This is a genomic window from Streptomyces sp. NPDC029014 (assembly GCF_055564695.1).
In genome coordinates, this window is record NZ_JBVHVT010000023.1 from 1 (window position 1) to 17,985 (window position 17,985).

Sequence of the window (17,985 nt, forward strand, 5' to 3'; positions counted from 1 at the left end):
CCCAAGGGCACCGACCTGAGCGTCCACAGTCCCGAAGACCTCGAACACGTCGCCCAGGAACTCAACGGCCGCCCACGCAAAACGCTCGACTGGGATACCCCAGCCGAGCGTCTACGTGATCTACTCACCACCTGAAACCAGGCGGTGTTGCGACGACCCCTTGAACCCAAGGACCGGCCGGGGCCCCTTCGCGCGCGGTCGTGCCCGCGGTCTAGCCGAGCGGGTGCATCCAGCCGTGGGTGTCCTCGGCGCGGCCCGTCTGCAGGTCCAGCAGGGCCTTGCGGAGCTTCATCGTGACCTCGCCGGGCTCGCCGTCGCCCTGGGTCCAGTCGGCGCGCGCGGACTTGACGGAGCCGACGGGGGTGATGACGGCGGCGGTGCCGCAGGCGAACACCTCGGTCAGGGTGCCGTTCTCGTTGTCGCGCTTCCAGTCCTCGGTGGAGATGCGCCCCTCCTCGGCCGTGTAGCCGAGGTCGCGGGCGATGGCGAGGAGCGAGTCGCGGGTGATGCCCGGCAGCAGCGAACCGGTCAGCTCGGGGGTGACGATGCGGTCGCCGTACACGAAGTACAGGTTCATGCCGCCCATTTCCTCGATCCAGCGGTGCTCGACGGCGTCCAGCCAGACCACCTGGTCGCAGCCGTGCGAGGCGGCCTGCGCCTGGGCGACGAGGGAGGCGGCGTAGTTGCCGCCGGTCTTGGCGGCGCCGGTGCCGCCCTTGACCGCGCGCACGTACTCCTCGGAGAGCCAGACGGAGACGGGCTTGACGCCGCCGGCGAAGTAGGCGCCGGCGGGCGAGGCGATGACCATGAAGAGGAACTCGTTGGCCGGGCGGACGCCGAGGCCGACCTCGGTGGCGAACATGAACGGCCGCAGGTAGAGGGAGGCCTCGCCGGAGGAGGGCACCCACGCGCTGTCCTGCTTGATGAGCGCGTCGCAGGCCGCGATGAACAGCTCGGTCGGCAGCTCCGGCATCGCCATGCGGCGGGCGGAGGCCTGGAAGCGCTCGGCGTTGGCCTCCGGGCGGAAGGTGGCGACGCTGCCGTCGGGCTGGCGGTAGGCCTTGAGCCCCTCGAAGATCGTCTGCGCGTAGTGCAGGGTCATGTTCGCCGGGTCCATGGACAGCGGTGCGTACGGGACCAGCTCTGCGTCGTGCCAGCCACGGCCCTCGGTCCACTTGATCGTCACCATGTGGTCGGTGAAGTGGCGGCCGAAGCCGGGGGCGGCCAGGATCGCTTCGCGCTCCGCGTCGGACAGCGGGTTCGAGGAGGGCTTGAGCTCGATCGTGGGCATCGTCATGAGTGCATGTCCTTCACCGGTTGTGTATGGCGGACCGCGCTCACGGCGTACAGGACGTCCGAGCTTCCCCGCATTCCGCGGTCTCGCGTTCGATTATCGCGCGCGAGCCGTCCGCGGTGAAGCGGGGAGTGTGCGGCCCAGGGGAGATGGTGGCACCCGGGGCCGCACAGGAAAAGCCGCCGGGTGCGTCGGTCGCGCGACCCGGCGGCTTCCTGGGTGGAGCTGCCGGGTCAGCCGGCTACTCGTGCGGCGATCGCGTCGCCGATCTGGTCGGTCGTGCGGAAGGTGTCGTCGCGCTCCGCGAGATCGGCGGAGACGGCGTCCTCGATACGGGCGGCCCGCTCCTCGTGGCCGAGGTGGCGCAGCAGGAGGGCGACGGAGAGGATCGTCGCGGTCGGGTCGGCCTTGCCGGTGCCGGCGATGTCCGGGGCGGAGCCGTGGACGGGCTCGAACATGGACGGGAAGGCGCCGGTCGGGTTGATGTTCCCGGAGGCGGCCAGGCCGATCCCGCCGGTCACGGCGGCGGCGAGGTCGGTGAGGATGTCGCCGAAGAGGTTGTCCGTGACGATGACGTCGAAGCGCTCGGGCTGGGTGACGAAGAAGATCGTCGCGGCGTCGACGTGCAGGTAGTCGGTGGTGACCCCGGGGTACTCCCGGGCGACCTTGTCGAAGGTGTTCTTCCACAGGTGGCCCGCGTACACGAGGACGTTGTTCTTGTGCACCAGCGTCAGCTTCTTGCGCGGGCGGGCGTTGGCCCGCTCGAAGGCGTCGCGGACGACGCGCTCGACACCGTACGCGGTGTTGACGCTGACCTCGGTGGCCACCTCGGCGGGGGTGCCGGTGCGCAGGCTGCCGCCGTTGCCGGTGTACGGACCCTCGGTGCCCTCGCGGACCACGACGAAGTCGATCTCCGGGCGGCCGGCGAGCGGGGTGGCCGTGTTCGGGAAGAGCTTCGAGGGGCGCAGGTTGATGAAGTGGTCGAAGGCGAACCGGAGTTTGAGCAGCAGGCCGCGCTCCAGCACGCCGGACGGCACCGACGGGTCGCCGATGGCGCCGAGCAGGATCGCGTCGTGCTGCTTGAGCTCCTCCAGCTCCGCGTCCGGGAGGGTCTCACCGGTGCGGTGCCAGCGGCGGGCGCCGAGGTCGTACTCCTTGGTCTCCAGCTTCACATCCTGCGGCAGGACCGCGGTAAGGACCTTGAGGCCCTGAGCCACGACTTCCTGGCCGATGCCATCACCGGGGATCACTGCGAGATTGATGCTGGTCGACATGTCGGAACCGTACTCCCTGTCCCAAGCTTCAGACATATTGCGTCCACCATGTGGACGCAATACGCCCCCGCCCGGATGGGTCCGCCGGGGTCGTCTCAGTGGCCGGTCGAGCCGCCGTTGTCGCGGCGGTCGAGGGCGCGCTGCAGGGCGGCGGCGGCGTTCTTGCGGTCGGCGTCGGCCGTGGTGGAGCGGCGGACGCGGCGGACGGAGGCGGGGGAGGTCTTCGTCATGGTGATCGACTCCTTGAGATCGCGGCACGAGGGGGCCGCACGAGGGATTCCTTCAAGGCGCCGGAAAGGGCGGGGGCGCTGCGCCGCAGGGGTTGCCTGCCGGGGGCGCGCGTCGTCGGCCGCCATTCGCCTGATCAGCGAGACGTTCGGCTCCTACAACGCTAGGGCAGGTCCCGCTGGATGTCTCCGCAATTACTCGGACTTCCTACTATCTGAGACGCGCACCCCCGTGAAAGGATCTCCTCGGGCATCCGGTTTCAGGCCTTCTCGGAGCGGAGTTCCCTGATCAGAGCCCTTACAGCGACAGTGGCAGCGGATTCCGGGGCAGTGACGTATCCCACGTGCCTCACCGGCCTCGACGGGCCCAGATCGGTGATGCCGACGCAGTCGTCCGCCTCGCGCAGCGACAGCTCGGGCATGATCGCCATGCCGAGCCCGCGCCCCACCATCGTGAGGACCATCCCGTCGTCCTCCGCCTTGACCGTGGCGCAGGGGATCCAGTCCTGGGCCCGCCACCACGCACGGGTGTACGAGCCGCAGTTCTCGTCCCAGTCCAGCAGGGGCAACGACCTCGGGTCGGCGTGGCCCGCCGGATGGACCAGGGCGTACGCCTCCTCCACCAGCACCCCGCTCAGCAGGCCCGGCGGCAGCCCGGAGCCGTCCGCGTTCAGCGTGGCGACGGCCAGGTCGGCGCGGCCGGCCGCCACCTCCCCCGCGGTGCCGGCGCCGAGCTCGCGCACCACCCGCACCTCCGGGCGGATGCCGGGGTACCGGGCCGTGAGCCGGTCAAGGGCGGGCGGCAGCAGGTGCAGGGCCGCACTGCGGAAGGCCGCGATGCGCAGCACCCCCCGCAGGGCGCCGGGGTCGACGCCGCCGGCGGCCCCCACCGCCGCCCGCACCTCGGAGCCGAGGCTCTCGTACAGCCGGAGGATCCGCCGGGCGAGGGCCACGGCCCGCTCCCCCGCGGCCGTGGGCGAGGCGCCGGCCCGCCCGCGCTCGAAGAGGACTGCGCCGAGCTTCGCCTCGCTGCCGCGCACCGAGTGCGAAACGGCCGACTGGGTGAGGCCGAGGCGTACGGCGGCGGCGGAGAAGCCGCCGGTCTCGGCGACGGCGACCAGGACCCGCAGTTCGCGCGGGGCGAGTTCGGCCGGTCCGGCTGCTGTCATGGGGGCTCCCACCTCGTCGTATGAGCAGGTTTCATGGATCTGCGGCTTACATGATCGCAACCCTCTGCCGGGCCCCGGGATTCCTCCGTACGGTCCTTCCCATGACCGAGAACACCGCTTACGCCGTGCACCAGACCGCCCGCCCCACCGGCTTTCCCACCGCCTCCGACTTCACGCTCGTCCGCACCGCGGTCCCGGAACCGGCCCCGGGCACCGCGCTGGTGCAGAACCTGCTGCTCTCCGTGGACCCGTACCACCGCGGGCTGATGGACGGCGGCGAGGGCGGCTTCGAGCTCGGCACCCCGCTGGAGGGCCGCTCGGTGGGCCGGGTGCTCGCCTCCCGCGACCCGGGGCTGCGCGAGGGCGACCTGGTCTTCCACCGCCAGGGCTGGCGAACCCACGCGCTCGTCACCCTCGGGGTCGAGGGCACCCGCCTGCTGCGCCGGTACGAAGGGGTCCCGCTGGAGGCGTACCTGAGCATCCTCGGCGGCACCGGCCTGACGGCGTACGCCGCCCTCACCCGGACCGCGGCCCTGCGCGCGGGCGAGGACCTCTTCGTCTCGGCCGCGGCGGGCGGCGTCGGCACCGCGGTCGGGCACCTCGCCCGGCTGATGGGCGCCCGCCGGATCATCGGCAGCGCGGGCTCCGCGGCGAAGGTCCGCCACCTCACCGAGGTGCTCGGCTTCGACACGGCCTTCGACTACCACGACGGGCCGGTCGGCGAGCAGCTGGCGAAGGCGGCGCCCGACGGCATCGACGTCTACGTGGACAACGTGGGCGGGGAGCACCTGGAGGGCGCGATCGGGTCGCTGCGCGAGTTCGGGCGGATCGCCTGGGTCGGCGCCATCTCCACGTACAACGGCGACCGCTCGCCCGCCGCACCGCGCAACCTCTTCGAGGTGGTGCACAAGTCGTTGCGCCTCGAAGGGGTATTGGTCAGCCACCACACCAATCTCCAGGAGGAGCTGGAAGAGTTCGTCGTCCCGCACCTGCGCAGCGGCCGCATCGGCACGGACACCACCGTTGTCCAGGGCATCGAGCGCACGGTGGAGGCTTTCCTGGGGATGCTGCACGGGGACAACACGGGCAAGATGCTGGTCCGTCTCGACAGCTGAGACCGCTCGCCCGGATGTTCACCGACTGATTGCCGCACGGCTGTGGACCTTTGGCGCGGCCGCCGCCACCCTGTCCGTCGATGTGCCGACGGGGCACGGGAGTTGGAGGCGGGGAGCCAGTGACACCGATCAGCCGCAGAGGGTTCGTGGGTATCGGCGCCGGGCTGGTGGCCGGGGCGGCCCTGCCCTCGGCCGTTCCGGCGACGGCGGCCGCGGCCGCGGCGACCGGCACGATCACCGATGTGAAGCACGTGGTGGTCCTGATGCAGGAGAACCGCAGCTTCGACCACTATTTCGGCAGGCTGAAGGGGGTCCGCGGGTTCGGCGACCGCGCGGCCGGCAACATCCCGGGCGGCTGGGGCACCTTCAACCAGCCCCACTGGGTCGGCCGCCAGTACCCGTGGAAGCTCAGCGCCACACCGCCCGCCGGCGGTGTGGACGGCGAGACCCTCGCCCAGTGCAACGGAGACCTCCCGCACAGTTGGACCTCGCAGCACGCCGCCTGGAACAAGGGCCGGATGGACGGGTGGGTGACCGGGGTCGGCAACGTCCGCACCCTGGGCTACCTGGACCGCGGCGACATCCCCTTCCACCACGCCCTCGCCGACGCGTACACGATCTGCGACGCGTACTTCTGTTCGGCGCTCAGCGCGACCGGCCCGAACCGCACCTTCCTGTGGAGCGGGAAGATCGACGCGTCCAGCAAGGACGGCGGCGAGGAGTCCGGCCTGACCTGGGAGACGTACGCGGAGGCCCTCCAGCGGGCCGGCATGAGCTGGAAGGTCTACCAGAACGCCCAGGACAACTACGGGGACAACGGTCTGGCCTATTTCAAGCGGTTCACCGACGCCCGGCCCGGCGACCCGCTGTGGGACCGCGGCATGGGCTCCGTCCCCAAGGTCACCGGCTCCACCCCGGACGACATCGCCGCCGCCCTCCGCGCCGACGTCGTCGCCGGCACCCTGCCGCAGGTCTCCTGGGTCGTGGCCAGCGAGGCCTTCTCCGAGCACCCGTACGCCCCGCCCGGGGACGGCGCGCACTTCGTGGACCTGGTCTACCGGGCGCTGGCAGCCGATCCCGAGGTCTTCGACTCCACCGTGCTGTTCCTCAACTACGACGAGAACGACGGCTTCTTCGACCACGTCGCGCCGCCCGTGGCCCCGCCGGGGACCCCGGGCGAGTACCTCGACGGCGTGCCGATCGGGCTCGGCTTCCGGGTGCCGATGCTGGTCATGTCCCCGTGGACCCGCGGCGGCTGGGTGAGCTCGGAGGTCTTCGACCACACCTCCGTCCTGCGCTTCATGGAGACGTGGACGACCGCGCTGGGCACCCCGGCCCTCTGCCCGAACATCAGCGACTGGCGCCGCAAGGTGACCGGCGACCTCACCGGCGTCTTCGACTTCGCCCGCCCGGTCCGCGGGGTCCCCTCCGGTCTTCCCGCGACCACGAAGGTGATCGGCCAGCAGACCTGCGGCCCGCTGCCCAACCCGGTCCCGCAGGACAACGCGCAGCCCTCGCAGGAGCCGGGGACCCGGCCGGCGCGGGCGCTCCCGTACCAGGTGAACGGCAACCTGGACCGGTTCGAGTTCGGCCCGGCCGGCCAGATCCTCGCCTGGTTCTCGATGGCCAACCAGGGCGCGCAGGCCAAGCGGGCCGCGCACTTCTCGATCCACCCGCACCAGCACCGGGACACGGCGCCCTGGCAGTACACGGTCGACCCGGGCACCACCGCCACCGACTGGTTCAACATCGGCCTCGGCAACGGCCTCGGCACGTACGACATCTCCATGTACGGGCCGAACCGCTTCCTGCGCCGCTTCATCGGCGACGCGTCGAAGGCGGGCCGGGCGATCGAGGTCGCGGCCCGCTTCGCGGTCGAGAAGGGCACCGGCAAGACGGCCGTCTGGTTCAAGATGACCAACACCTCCGCAGCGCCGGTCACCTTCACCATCCGGGCCAACGCCTACCGCACGGACGGCCCGTGGACGTACACCGTCCCGGCGAACTCCTCCCGCGAGGACTTCTTCAACGCGGTGGCGTACTCGGGCGGCTGGTACGACTTCACCATCCTCGCGGACGTCGACGGCACCTGGTCGCGCCGCTACACCGGCCACATCGAGACCGGCGCCCCCAGCGTCTCGGGCAGCTAGCGCTGTGGCCGGACCGGGCGATCGGGCGGAACGGGCCGGGCGGTCAGAGCACGTCCCCGTCCCGCCAGTCGAACCACAGTCCCTCGGCGGGGTCCGGCAGGGCCCCGCCCCCGGGCGTCCACACGTACGTCGAGCCCTCCTCCTCGGCGAGGCGGACCGGCCCGTCGGGCGAGAGCGCCCCGAGCCGCCCGGCCCACACCGTCCAGCCGCGGCCCGCGTACAGCGCGGCCCCCTCGTCGGAGGCGGAGAGGGCACCGAGCACGTACGCCCGGGCGATCACCTCCTCCAGCGCCGCCATGACGGCGCCGCCCAGGCCCCGCCGCCGCGCCCCGGGGCGCACGGCCACGGCCTCGACGTAGCCGCAGCGCAGCGCACGCCCGGCATGCAGCACCCGCCGCTGGACGACGCTGCCGTGCGCGAGGAGCTCCCCGCCCGGGCCGTGCGCCAGGGCGTGCATGCCGCCGAGCGCGTGCTCGAAGTCGTCCGCGCCGAAGTCCCCGTCGAAGGCTTCGCGGAGCAGTTCCCTGATCGCGTCGAGCTCGGTCTCCCCCAACTGCGAGGTGTGCGCGAGCCGTACCGGCGTATCGCTCATCCCCCCAGTCTCCGGCACAACCGCAGCAACGCGGGCGTGCTCAGGCCACCCGCGCGCAGGTACGGCTCGGGGTCGAGCCACCGCGCGGAGTCGAGGGCGAGCCGGTGCACGGTCGTCCCGAGTCCGGCGACGTACTCCTCGATCTCGGTGCTGTCGTACGAGCGCCCCCGCGCGGCGTACAGCGCACGGACCCGGGGCTCGCTCAGTCCGTGGTCGTCGGCGATCTCCTCGGGGCCCGCGCCCATCAGGCGCAGCAGCACGAGGGCGACGATGCCGGTGCGGTCGCGGCCCAGGCCGCAGTGGAAGACCACACCGCCGGGCGGGGCGTCGGCGACGGCCTCCGCGACGGCGGCGACGCGCTCGGGGAAGCGGGACAGGAAAGGCCGGAAATAGGCGGGGGTGCCGAAACCCGGCCGCCCCCACCACCGGTCCCAGAACTCCCGGTCCTCGATCCCGTCGAGCGGGATGCGGACGGTCCGCAGCCCGGCCGGGCGCGGTGCGCGGTCCGCTTCCGCCTCGCCGTCGTTGCGCAGGTCGACGACGGTGCGCACCCCGTGGTCGGCCAGTGCGGTCCAGCCGCGGGCAGTGAGCCGGTCCGGGGCGTCGGCCCGGACCGCCCGGCCCGGCGCCACCTCCCCCAGCCCGCCCAGCTCGCGGACGTTGAAACAGCCTTCCCAGTCCAGGAAACGGCCGGTGCTCGTCACCGCCAATACCCCCCTGTCGCCACACAACGGACAATCGACCGGGACGCGGACCTGGCCCGTGCGGTTCCCCGCTCGGCACACTCGCCCCATGTCACCTACCGCCCAGCAGTGGACCCCGACCCACGGCGAGCCGTACCGGCCCGTCGCCTACCGGCCCGAGCGGATGCCGAGCAGCGAATCGCTGGCACGCGCCGCCGAGTTGCGCACCCGGATGGACGAGCGGCGCACCGTGCGCCGGTTCTCCTGCGACCCGGTGCCCGAGCAGGTCGTCCGCGACGCCATTGCCTGCGCCGCGACGGCGCCGTCCGGGGCGCACCAGCAGCCGTGGACCTTCGTCCTGGTCAGGGATCCGGCGGTGCGCCGGCAGATCCGGGCCGCGGCCGAGCAGGAGGAGGAGATCTCCTACGACGGTCGCCTCGGCGACGAGTGGCTGGCGGCCCTGCGTCCCCTCGGGACGGACGCGGTCAAGACCCACCTCACCGATGCCCCCGCCCTGATCGTCGTCTTCCAGCAGCGCTACTGGCTCGGCCCCGACGGTGCGAAGCGCAAGCACTACTACGTGGACGAGTCGGTCGGCATCGCGGTCGGCATGCTCCTGACCGCCCTGCACCTGTCGGGGCTGGCCGCCCTGATCCACACGCCGAGCCCGATGCGCTTCCTGTCCCACGTACTGGGCCGCCCGGAGAACGAGAAGGCGTTCGCCGTGATCCCGGTCGGCTATCCCGCCGACGACTGCGAGGTCCCCGACCTGATCCGCAAGTCCCTGCCCCAGGTCCTGGTCGAGGTCTGAACCCGCCACGGCCCGGCGGGCGGGCCCGGAAATGGATACCGCCCCCGCTCCGGGCTTGGGGGTACCGGAGCGGGGGCGGGAGTTCAGCGGGGCGGTAGGCCCTGCCGAGGACGGTCAGCCCATGTGGGGGTAGCCGTACTCGGTCGGCGGGACCAGGGTCTCCTTGATGGAGCGGGTCGAGACCCAGCGCTGGAGGTTGCTCGCGGCGCCCGCCTTGTCGTTGGTGCCGGAGGCGCGGCCGCCGCCGAAGGGCTGCTGGCCGACGACGGCGCCGGTGGACTTGTCGTTGATGTAGAAGTTGCCCGCGGCGAAGCGGAGCTTCTCCATCGCGTCGGCGGCGGCGTAGCGGTCGCCGGCGATGATCGAGCCGGTCAGCGCGTAGGCGGACACCGACTCCATCTGGGCGAGCATCTCGTCGAACCTGTCGTCCTCGTAGACGTGCACGGCGAGGATCGGGCCGAAGTACTCGGTCGTGAAGACCTCGTTCTCCGGGTCGGTGCACTCGATGACGGTCGGGCGGACGAAGTAGCCCTCGGAGTCGTCGTAGGTGCCGCCCGCGACGATCGTGCAGGTCGGGTCGGCCTTGGCGCGGTCGATCGCGGCCTTGTTCTTCGCGAAGGAGCGCTCGTCGATGACGGCGCCGATGAAGTTGGTCAGGTCGCGGACGTCACCCATGGCGATGCCGTCGACCTCCGCCGCGAAGGCCTCCTTGAAGCCGTCGTTCCAGATGGAGGCCGGGACGTAGGCGCGGGAGGACGCCGAGCACTTCTGGCCCTGGAACTCGAAGGAGCCGCGGGTCAGGGCGGTCTTCAGGACGGCGCGGTCCGCGGAGGGGTGCGCGACGACGAAGTCCTTGCCGCCGGTCTCGCCGACCAGGCGCGGGTAGGACCGGTAGTTCTCGATGTTGTTGCCGACCGTCTTCCACAGGTACTGGAAGGTCTTGGTCGAGCCGGTGAAGTGGATGCCGGCGAGCTCGGGGTGGTTCAGGGCCACCTCGGAGACGGCGATGCCGTCGCCCGTCACCAGGTTGATGACGCCCTTCGGCAGGCCGGCCTCTTCCAGGAGCTCCATGAGGAGGACCGCGGAGTGGGTCTGCGTCGGGGACGGCTTCCAGACGACCACGTTGCCCATGAGGGCGGGGGCGGTCGGCAGGTTGCCGGCGATGGCGGTGAAGTTGAACGGGGTGATCGCGTACACGAAGCCCTCGAGCGGGCGGTGGTCGCTGCGGTTCCACACACCGGCGGAGTTCGCGACGGGCTGCTCGGCCAGGATCTGGCGGGCGAAGTGCACGTTGAAGCGCCAGAAGTCGACGAGCTCGCAGGGGGTGTCGATCTCGGCCTGCTGGGCGGTCTTCGACTGGCCCAGCATGGTGGACGCGGCCATCTTCTCTCGCCAGGGGCCGGCCAGCAGCTCGGCGGCGCGCAGGATGATCGCGGCGCGGTCGTCGAAGGACATCGCGCGCCAGGCCGGGGCGGCGGCCAGGGCGGCGTCGACGGCCTCCTGGGCGTCGGCCCGGGTGGCGTTGGCGAAGGTGCCGATCACCGACTTGTGGTCGTGCGGCTGGACCACGTCGAAGCGCTCGCCGCCGCCCATCCGCTTGACGCCGTTGATCGTCATCGGCAGGTCGATCGGGTTCTCGGACAGCTGCTTGAGCTGGGTCTCGAGACGCGCGCGCTCGGCGCTGCCGGGGGCGTACGAGTGAACCGGCTCGTTGACCGGCGCGGGGACCTGGGTCACAGCATCCATGGGTCTGGTAACTCCTTGACCTAGTTCTTGGTGATCATCGAGCGGAGGAAGAAGAGCAGGTTGGCGGGCTTCTCCGCCAGGCGGCGCATGAAGTAGCCGTACCAGTCCGTGCCGTACGCGGTGTAGACGCGCATGCGGTGGCCCTCGGCGGCGAGCCGCAGGTGCTCCTCGCTGCGGATGCCGTACAGCATCTGGAATTCGTACTCGTCCAGCTTGCGCCCGGCCGCCCAGGCGAGTTCCTGCGCGATGGCGATCAGACGCGGGTCGTGCGACCCGATCATCGGGTAGCCCTCGCCCTCCATCAGGGTCTTCAGGATGCGGACGTACGCCTTGTCGATCTCGGCCTTGTCCTGGTACGCGACCTCGGCGGGCTCCTTGTAGGCGCCCTTGACGATCCGGACGCGGCTGCCGTTGGCGGCCAGGCGCCGGGCGTCGGCCTCGGTGCGGAAGAGGTAGGCCTGGATGACGCAGCCGGTCTGCGGGAAGTCCTTCCGCAGCTCCTCGTGGATGGCGAACATCGAGTCGAGGGTGGTGTGGTCCTCGGCGTCGAGGGTGACGGTGGTGCCGATCGCGGCGGCGGCCTCGACGACCGGCCGGACGTTGGCGAGGGCGAGCTCGTGGCCGCCCTCCAGCGCCTGGCCGAACATGGAGAGCTTGACCGACATCTCGGCCCGCTCGCCCAGCTCCAGCTCCTTCAGCCGGCCGATGAGCTCCAGGTAGGCGTCACGGGCGGCGTAGGACTGCTCCACCGTGGTGATGTCCTCGCCGACGACGTCGAGGGTGACCTCGAGCCCCTTGCGCGCCAGGTCCTCGACGATCGGGATGACCTGGTCGACCGTCTCGCCGGGGATGAACCGGGTCACCACGGGCTTGGTCACCGGGGCGGCAGAGACGATTCGGCGCATCTTGTCGCTGCGCGAAGCGGCGAGGATCGCGGGACCCAGCACGGGGCACCTCCAACAGGTGGCAGAAGCAGGCGTCCGCCACCCGGTCGGATGGGCGCGGAGGCCGTCAGGAAAACGCAAGTGAAACCACCGTGAAACCTAAGGATGGACCCGATCCTCGGCCATCGACAGCTGTCACGCATCCGTGGCCGCGATCTCATACATGTGTCTGAAGACCGTGGTCTGTGGTGGGAGAATGTCCGGGTGAAAGGCGATTACCAGGACCTGGTGGACGAGATCTCCGAGCTGCTCGGCGCCCCGGCAACACTGGAGAACCGGGACTTCCGTCTGATCGCCTTCGGTGCGCACGACAGCGACGACGACCTCGCCATGGACCCGGTGCGCACCCGCTCGATCCTGACCCGCCAGTCGACGGCGGCCGTGCGGTCCTGGTTCGAGGGCTTCGGCATCGCCCGGGCCACGGGCCCGGTGCGGATCCCGGCGGCGCCGGACGCGGGCGTCTTCCGGGGCCGGATCTGCCTGCCGGTCCGCTACCGCGGGATCGTCCAGGGCTACGTGTGGCTGCTGGACCGGGAGCCCGGCCCGGGGCCGGACGCGCTGGCCGCCGCCATGGAGGTGGCCGACCGGATCGGGATCCTGCTCGCGCGGGAGGCGAAGGCCGGGGCGGACCTGTCCCGGGAGTTCCTGACGGTCCTGACGGCCGGGCGGGGCTGGCCGCAGGACATGGCGGTGGCCGCGCTGCGGACGGCACTGGGGCCCGCCGCGGAGGGGCCGCACGCGGTGGTGTGCGTGACCCCGTGGTCCGGCGAGGCCCCGACCTCGGTGCCGGGCGCGGCCGCGGTGTGCGTGGTTCCGGGGCGGGGGCCGGGCCAGGGGGCTCCCCCGGCGGGGGCCGCCGACCAGGCGCTGGCGGTACTGGTCCGGCTGCGCTCGGCGGACGTCCTCGCCCCGGCCGAGGCGGTGGCGGCCCGGCTGCTCCCGCCCGGGACCGGTCCGGGGAGCGGCGGGGGCGGTCGTACTGCCGCGGCTCCGGCCGGGGCGAGGACGGCGGCGGCTGCGCACGCGACCGCCTCCGCCGCGGCGCGGACGCCCGCACCGGAGCGGGGGGCGCAGGGTACGCGTACCGCGGGGGGCGTGGGAGCCGCGGGGGGCGTGGGAGCCGCGGGGGGCGCGGGCGCGTCCCCGGCCGCCGTGTCCGGACCGGCGGCCGGGATCGCCGAGCCGGTGGCGGCGCTGGCCCGGCTGGCCGAGGGCTGGGAGCAGGCCGCGGCGGCGGCCCGGGCGGCTGCGGCCCAGCCGCGGTTCGGGCCGGTGGCCCGGTGGTCGCAGATCGGCCCGTACCGGATGCTGTCCGCGCTGGCGGCCGCGGAGCCGGGGGAGGACCCGGCGGCACGCGCCCTGCTCGCCCCGACCCACGCGGAGTTGGCCCGCACCGCCGAGGTGTTCCTGGACTGCGCCGGGCAGGCGGGCCGGGCGGCGGCCGCGCTGGGCATCCACCGCCAGACCCTCTACTACCGGCTGTCCCGCGTGGAGCAGCTGACCGGGCTCGACCTGGACGAGGGCGAGGACCGGCTGCTGCTCCACATGGCCCTCAAGACGGCCCGCCTGCACGGCGACCGGGCCGCGCGGCCGCCCCGGCGGTGAACCCGCGCTGACGGCCCCGGCCGGTACGACGCCGGCCGCGCGGCGGGAGCTGCGGACCCCGGTCGCTCCGGCCGACGACCCGTCAGCCCTCGCCGTCGGCGCGACTCTTGGCGCCGGTTGCGTTCTTGCCGCCCCCGGCGGCCCTGGCGCCCAGCAGGCCTTCCGCCACCCGCCGCATCGCCTCGGTCAGCTCCTCCGCTGTGGGCGCGCCCTCGGGGTCGTACAGCCACTGCGTCATGACCCCGGTCAGCAGGGCCTGGTACAGCCCGCCGAGGGTGCGCACGTCGCGCTCGTCGAGCTCGTCCTCCGGGATCCCGGTGAACATCGAGGCCAGCCCCTTGCGGCCTTCCGGCTCCGAGGCCAGGAGCGTCTCGCGCAGCTCCGGCAGCGCGTCGCGGCTGAGCGCGATCTCCATGCTGGCCGCCCACATCGGGGCCGCCTGCTCGCGCCGGCCGAGGATGCCGTCCCAGACCGAGCGGAAGCGCTCCAGCGATCCGCCCTCGCCCGTGACGTCCGGCCGGAAGGCGTCGCCCCACTCCTGGGCGAGGTCGACGAACGCCTGCGTCAGCAGGGCGTCCTTGGAGCCGTAGTGGTAGCCGATCGACGCGAGGTTCGCGCCCGAAGCGTTGACGATGTCCCGCGCGGTCGTCCGCACGAAACCCTTTTCGGCCAGGCACTTCTTGGCGCCCTCAAGGAGGTCTTCACGGTGTCCCATGGGCCCACGGTAGCAAGACGATCGTCCCAGACAACCGATCCACACGAACGTCCTACACAAACGTCCATGCGGGACGGGGGAACGTGGACGCGCAGAAGGGCCCGGGGACGCCCCCGGGCCCTTCCGTAGGACTTCCCGATCAGCCGACCAGGTTCACCGAGCGGGCCGACGTGGCGCCGATCTCCTCCGCGATGTCCGTGAGCATGTCCTGCGGGACGGTGTCGTCGACGGTGAGGACGGCGAGCGCCTCGCCGTGCTCCTCCGCCCGGGCCACCTGCATGCCGGCGATGTTCAGCCCGCCCTCGCCCAGGATCCGGCCGACGGTGCCGACGACGCCGGGGCGGTCGGTGTAGCGCAGGACGACCATGTGGTCGGCGAACGCGAGGTCCACGTCGTACTCGCCGACGCCGACGATCTTCTGGAGGTGCTTGGGGCCGGCCAGCGTGCCGGACACGGCGACTTCCTGACCGTCCGACAGGGTGCCGCGCACGGTCACCACGTTGCGGTGGTCCGGGGACTCCGAGCTGGTGGTCAGGCGCACCTCGACCCCGCGCTCCTGCGCGAACAGCGGGGCGTTGACGTAGGACACGGTCTCGTCGACGACGTCCTCGAACACACCCTTGAGGGCGGACAGTTCCAGCACCTTGACGTCGTGCTGGGTGATCTCGCCGCGGACCTCGACGTCGAGGCGGACCGCGACCTCGCCCGCGAGGGCGGTGAAGATGCGGCCGAGCTTCTCGGCGAGCGGCAGGCCCGGGCGGACGTCCTCGGCGATGACACCGCCCTGGACGTTGACCGCGTCCGGTACGAGCTCGCCGGCGAGCGCGAGGCGCACCGACTTGGCGACCGCGATACCGGCCTTCTCCTGGGCCTCGTCGGTGGACGCGCCGAGGTGGGGGGTGCAGACGACCTCGTCGAGCTCGAAGAGCGGGGAGTCCGTGCAGGGCTCCTTCGCGTACACGTCGAGACCGGCGCCGGCGACGCGGCCCTCCTTCAGCGCCGCGTACAGGGCGGCCTCGTCCACGATCCCGCCGCGCGCGGCGTTGACGATGCGGACGGACGGCTTCACCTTGTGCAGGGCCTCGTCCCCGATGAGACCGATCGTCTCGGGGGTCTTCGGCAGGTGCACCGTGATGAAGTCGGCGACCTCCAGCAGCTCGTCCAGCGTCAGCATCTTGACGCCCATCTGGGCGGCGCGCGCGGGCTGCACGTACGGGTCGTACGCGACGACCTTCATGCCGAAGGCGGACATCCGCTGGGCGACCAGGACGCCGATGCGGCCGAGACCGACGACGCCGAGGGTCTTCTCGCTGAGCTCGACACCGGTGTACTTGCTGCGCTTCCACTCGCCGTTCTTCAGGGCCGTGTTGGCCTGCGGGATGTGGCGGGCGCTGGCGATGAGCAGGCCGCAGGCGAGCTCGGCGGCGGTGACGATGTTGGAGGTCGGGGCGTTCACGACCATCACGCCGGCCTTGGTGGCGGCGGCGACGTCGACGTTGTCGAGGCCGACACCGGCGCGGGCGACGACCTTCAGCTTCCGCGCGGCGGCGATGGCCTCCGCGTCGACCTTCGTCGCCGAGCGCACGAGGATGGCGTCGACGTCGGCGATCGCGGGGAGCAGCTCGGCGCGGTCGGCGCCGTTGCAGTGTCGGATCTCGAAGTCCGGGCCGAGCGCCTCGACGGTGGCGGGCGACAGCTCTTCGGCGATGAGTACGACAGGTTTCGAGCTCACGTGGGTCCTCACAAGTCCAGTGCGGACGGCCGTCCCGACGGCCGCAGGCGGTGGAGGGGGTAGCCGCGTGGAAGACGCACGACACTGTGGGCCTGACGCGTTGTGTTGAGCAGTGTAGTGGCGGATGCGGACCGGATTTCCGCCTGCGCGGAAGGATCACCCGTCCGGGGTTGGCCGGGGTGGACAAGGCGTACTGCAGGATCTCTCCCTTGCAGCGTACCGGGGATGCGGCGCGGGGCCGGGACGACGGGCGTCCCGGCCCCGCGGGCGATCAGTTGTCCTCGCTGTCGACCCAGCTCATCAGCTTGCGCAGCTTCTTGCCGGTGGTCTCCAGCAGGTGCTCCTCGTCGGCCTTCTTGTACTCGTTGTACTTGGGCAGACCGGCCTTGTACTCGGCCATCCAGGTGTTCGCGAACTCGCCGCTGCGGATCTCGTCGAGGACCTTCTTCATCTCGGCCTTGGTGGCGTCGGTGATGATGCGGGGGCCGGTGATGTAGTCGCCCCACTCGGCGGTCTCGGAGACGGACCAGCGCATCTTCTCCAGGCCGCCCTCGTACATGAGGTCGACGATGAGCTTCAGCTCGTGCAGGCACTCGAAGTACGCGATCTCCGGCTGGTAGCCGGCCTCGGTCAGGGTCTCGAAACCGGCCTTGACCAGGGCGGATGCGCCACCGCAGAGGACGGCCTGCTCACCGAACAGGTCGGTCTCGGTCTCCTCGGTGAAGGTGGTCTTGATGACGCCGGCGCGGGTGCCGCCGATGCCGGCCGCGTAGGAGAGCGCGAGGGCGAAGGCCTGGCCCGAGGCGTCCTGCTCGACGGCGGCGATGCACGGAACGCCGCGGCCCTCCTCGTACTGGCGGCGGACCAGGTGGCCCGGGCCCTTCGGGGCGACGAGGGCGACGTCCACGTTGGCCGGGGGCTTGATGAAGCCGTAGCGGACGTTGAAGCCGTGGCCGAAGAAGAGCGCGTCGCCCTCCTTCAGGTGGTCCTTGATGGACTCCTCGTAGATCTCGGCCTGGAGCGGGTCCGGCGTCAGGATCATGATGAGGTTCGCCCACTCGGCGGCCTCCGCCACGGGCAGGACCTTCAGGCCCTGCTCCTCGGCCTTGGCCTTGGACTTCGAGCCCTCCTTCAGGCCGACGACGACGTCGACGCCGGAGTCGCGCAGCGACAGCGCGTGGGCGTGGCCCTGGCTGCCGTAGCCGATGACCGCGACCTTGCGGCCCTGAATGATGGACAGGTCGGCGTCGTTCTCGTAGAACAGCTCGGCCACTGGGATATCTCCTTGGTGCGCTGGTGTTGCTCCCACCGTACGGCGGGGAACGTGGACGAAGTTTCCTGGTCTCGCCATGCGAGAGGCAAAGAGGCGCGGGCCTCCGGGCCGGTCAGGCGCTGCGCTCGAGCGCGCGCAGGCTGCGGTCCGTGATGGACCGTCCGCCGCGCCCTATGGCGATCGTGCCCGACTGGACGAGCTCCTTGATGCCGAACGGCTCCAGCATCTTGAGCATGGCGCCCAGCTTGTCGGCGCCGCCGGTCGCCTCGATGGTGACCGCCTCGGGCGAGACGTCGACCGTCTTGGCACGGAACAGCTGGACGATCTCGATGATCTGGGACCGGGTCTCGTTGTCGGCCCGGACCTTCACCAGCACGAGTTCGCGCTCGATGGCGTTGGACGGCTCCAGCTCCACGATCTTGAGCACGTTGACCAGCTTGTTCAGCTGCTTGGTCACCTGCTCCAGCGGGAGGTCCTCGACGTTCACGACGATGGTGATCCGCGAGATGTCGGGGTGTTCGGTGACGCCGACCGCGAGGGAGTCGATGTTGAACCCGCGGCGGGAGAACAGGGCGGCGATCCGGGCGAGGATGCCGGGCGTGTTCTCGACCAGGACGGAGAGCGTGTGCTTGGACATGTGAGGCGTTCTCTCTCT

Annotated in this window: 16 protein-coding genes and 1 pseudogene; 5 read left to right on the top strand and 12 right to left on the bottom strand. The window is 71.6% G+C overall.

What is annotated here, in order from left to right:
- Window positions 1–135: pseudogene (locus tag ACZ4VL_RS14955) on the top strand (IS30 family transposase); the annotation flags it as partial.
- Between the two features lie 76 nt (window positions 136–211).
- On the opposite strand, the gene ACZ4VL_RS14960 reads toward ACZ4VL_RS14955, so the two are convergent.
- The 4 genes from ACZ4VL_RS14960 to ACZ4VL_RS14975 all read right to left on the bottom strand — a co-directional run bounded on the left by ACZ4VL_RS14960 (window position 212) and on the right by ACZ4VL_RS14975 (window position 3,964).
- The gene (locus tag ACZ4VL_RS14960; RefSeq protein ID WP_404233607.1) at window positions 212–1,297 is read right to left on the bottom strand and encodes a branched-chain amino acid aminotransferase; all 1,086 of its coding nucleotides are present in this window, start codon (window positions 1,295–1,297) and stop codon (window positions 212–214) included.
- Window positions 1,298–1,527: 230 nt separating this feature from the next.
- A complete protein-coding gene (locus ACZ4VL_RS14965; RefSeq protein ID WP_468199747.1) occupies window positions 1,528–2,568 on the bottom strand; it encodes a 3-isopropylmalate dehydrogenase in 1,041 nt (346 codons plus the stop codon).
- A 95-nt stretch (window positions 2,569–2,663) separates the two neighbouring features.
- A complete protein-coding gene (locus ACZ4VL_RS14970; RefSeq protein WP_468199748.1) occupies window positions 2,664–2,798 on the bottom strand; it encodes a hypothetical protein in 135 nt (44 codons plus the stop codon).
- Window positions 2,799–3,055: 257 nt separating this feature from the next.
- Window positions 3,056–3,964 carry a LysR family transcriptional regulator gene (locus tag ACZ4VL_RS14975; protein ID WP_468199749.1) on the bottom strand — a complete coding sequence of 303 codons (909 nt, stop codon included), beginning with the start codon at window positions 3,962–3,964 and terminating at the stop codon, window positions 3,056–3,058.
- Window positions 3,965–4,065: 101 nt separating this feature from the next.
- Between ACZ4VL_RS14975 and ACZ4VL_RS14980 the strand changes: the two genes are divergently transcribed.
- Both ACZ4VL_RS14980 and ACZ4VL_RS14985 read left to right on the top strand, forming a co-directional pair.
- A complete protein-coding gene (locus tag ACZ4VL_RS14980) occupies window positions 4,066–5,079 on the top strand; it encodes an NADP-dependent oxidoreductase (RefSeq protein WP_468199750.1) in 1,014 nt (337 codons plus the stop codon).
- A gap of 119 nt (window positions 5,080–5,198) precedes the next feature.
- Window positions 5,199–7,229 carry a phosphocholine-specific phospholipase C gene (locus ACZ4VL_RS14985; protein WP_468199752.1) on the top strand — a complete coding sequence of 677 codons (2,031 nt, stop codon included), beginning with the start codon at window positions 5,199–5,201 and terminating at the stop codon, window positions 7,227–7,229.
- A 43-nt stretch (window positions 7,230–7,272) separates the two neighbouring features.
- On the opposite strand, the gene ACZ4VL_RS14990 is transcribed toward ACZ4VL_RS14985, so the two are convergent.
- A complete protein-coding gene (locus ACZ4VL_RS14990; RefSeq protein ID WP_468199753.1) occupies window positions 7,273–7,821 on the bottom strand; it encodes a GNAT family N-acetyltransferase in 549 nt (182 codons plus the stop codon).
- Window positions 7,818–8,525, bottom strand: coding sequence for a tyrosine-protein phosphatase (locus ACZ4VL_RS14995; RefSeq protein ID WP_468199754.1), 708 nt, complete (start codon window positions 8,523–8,525; stop codon window positions 7,818–7,820). Before ACZ4VL_RS14995 ends, ACZ4VL_RS14990 begins: the two co-directional genes overlap by 4 nt.
- An 88-nt stretch (window positions 8,526–8,613) precedes the next feature.
- On the opposite strand from ACZ4VL_RS14995, the gene ACZ4VL_RS15000 reads away from it, so the two are divergent.
- Window positions 8,614–9,315, top strand: coding sequence for a nitroreductase family protein (locus ACZ4VL_RS15000; RefSeq protein WP_468199755.1), 702 nt, complete (start codon window positions 8,614–8,616; stop codon window positions 9,313–9,315).
- Between the two features lie 114 nt (window positions 9,316–9,429).
- On the opposite strand, the gene pruA is transcribed toward ACZ4VL_RS15000, so the two are convergent.
- Together pruA and ACZ4VL_RS15010 are read right to left on the bottom strand one after the other, a co-directional pair.
- Window positions 9,430–11,061 carry an L-glutamate gamma-semialdehyde dehydrogenase gene (gene pruA, locus ACZ4VL_RS15005; RefSeq protein WP_468199756.1) on the bottom strand — a complete coding sequence of 544 codons (1,632 nt, stop codon included), beginning with the start codon at window positions 11,059–11,061 and terminating at the stop codon, window positions 9,430–9,432.
- 20 nt (window positions 11,062–11,081) lie between these two features.
- Window positions 11,082–12,008 carry a proline dehydrogenase family protein gene (locus tag ACZ4VL_RS15010; RefSeq protein WP_468199757.1) on the bottom strand — a complete coding sequence of 309 codons (927 nt, stop codon included), beginning with the start codon at window positions 12,006–12,008 and terminating at the stop codon, window positions 11,082–11,084.
- Between the two features lie 201 nt (window positions 12,009–12,209).
- On the opposite strand from ACZ4VL_RS15010, the gene ACZ4VL_RS15015 reads away from it, so the two are divergent.
- Window positions 12,210–13,610: a PucR family transcriptional regulator gene (locus ACZ4VL_RS15015; protein WP_468199758.1), complete on the top strand. Its 1,401-nt coding sequence runs from the start codon at window positions 12,210–12,212 to the stop codon at window positions 13,608–13,610.
- An 82-nt stretch (window positions 13,611–13,692) separates the two neighbouring features.
- Here ACZ4VL_RS15015 and ACZ4VL_RS15020 read toward each other — a convergent pair whose 3' ends face one another.
- The 4 genes from ACZ4VL_RS15020 to ilvN form a co-directional block, all read right to left on the bottom strand.
- On the bottom strand, window positions 13,693–14,325 hold the full coding sequence (locus ACZ4VL_RS15020) for a TetR/AcrR family transcriptional regulator (RefSeq protein ID WP_468199759.1): 633 nt from the start codon (window positions 14,323–14,325) through the stop codon (window positions 13,693–13,695).
- Between the two features lie 139 nt (window positions 14,326–14,464).
- Window positions 14,465–16,057, bottom strand: a complete 1,593-nt coding sequence (gene serA, locus ACZ4VL_RS15025) for a phosphoglycerate dehydrogenase (RefSeq protein ID WP_468199761.1) — start codon at window positions 16,055–16,057, stop codon at window positions 14,465–14,467.
- A gap of 271 nt (window positions 16,058–16,328) precedes the next feature.
- Complete coding sequence (gene ilvC, locus ACZ4VL_RS15030) at window positions 16,329–17,330, bottom strand: ketol-acid reductoisomerase (protein ID WP_404233632.1); 1,002 nt, start codon at window positions 17,328–17,330, stop codon at window positions 16,329–16,331.
- 112 nt (window positions 17,331–17,442) lie between these two features.
- Window positions 17,443–17,967: an acetolactate synthase small subunit gene (gene ilvN / locus ACZ4VL_RS15035; RefSeq protein ID WP_189809055.1), complete on the bottom strand. Its 525-nt coding sequence runs from the start codon at window positions 17,965–17,967 to the stop codon at window positions 17,443–17,445.
- Window positions 17,968–17,985 lie beyond the last annotated feature (18 nt).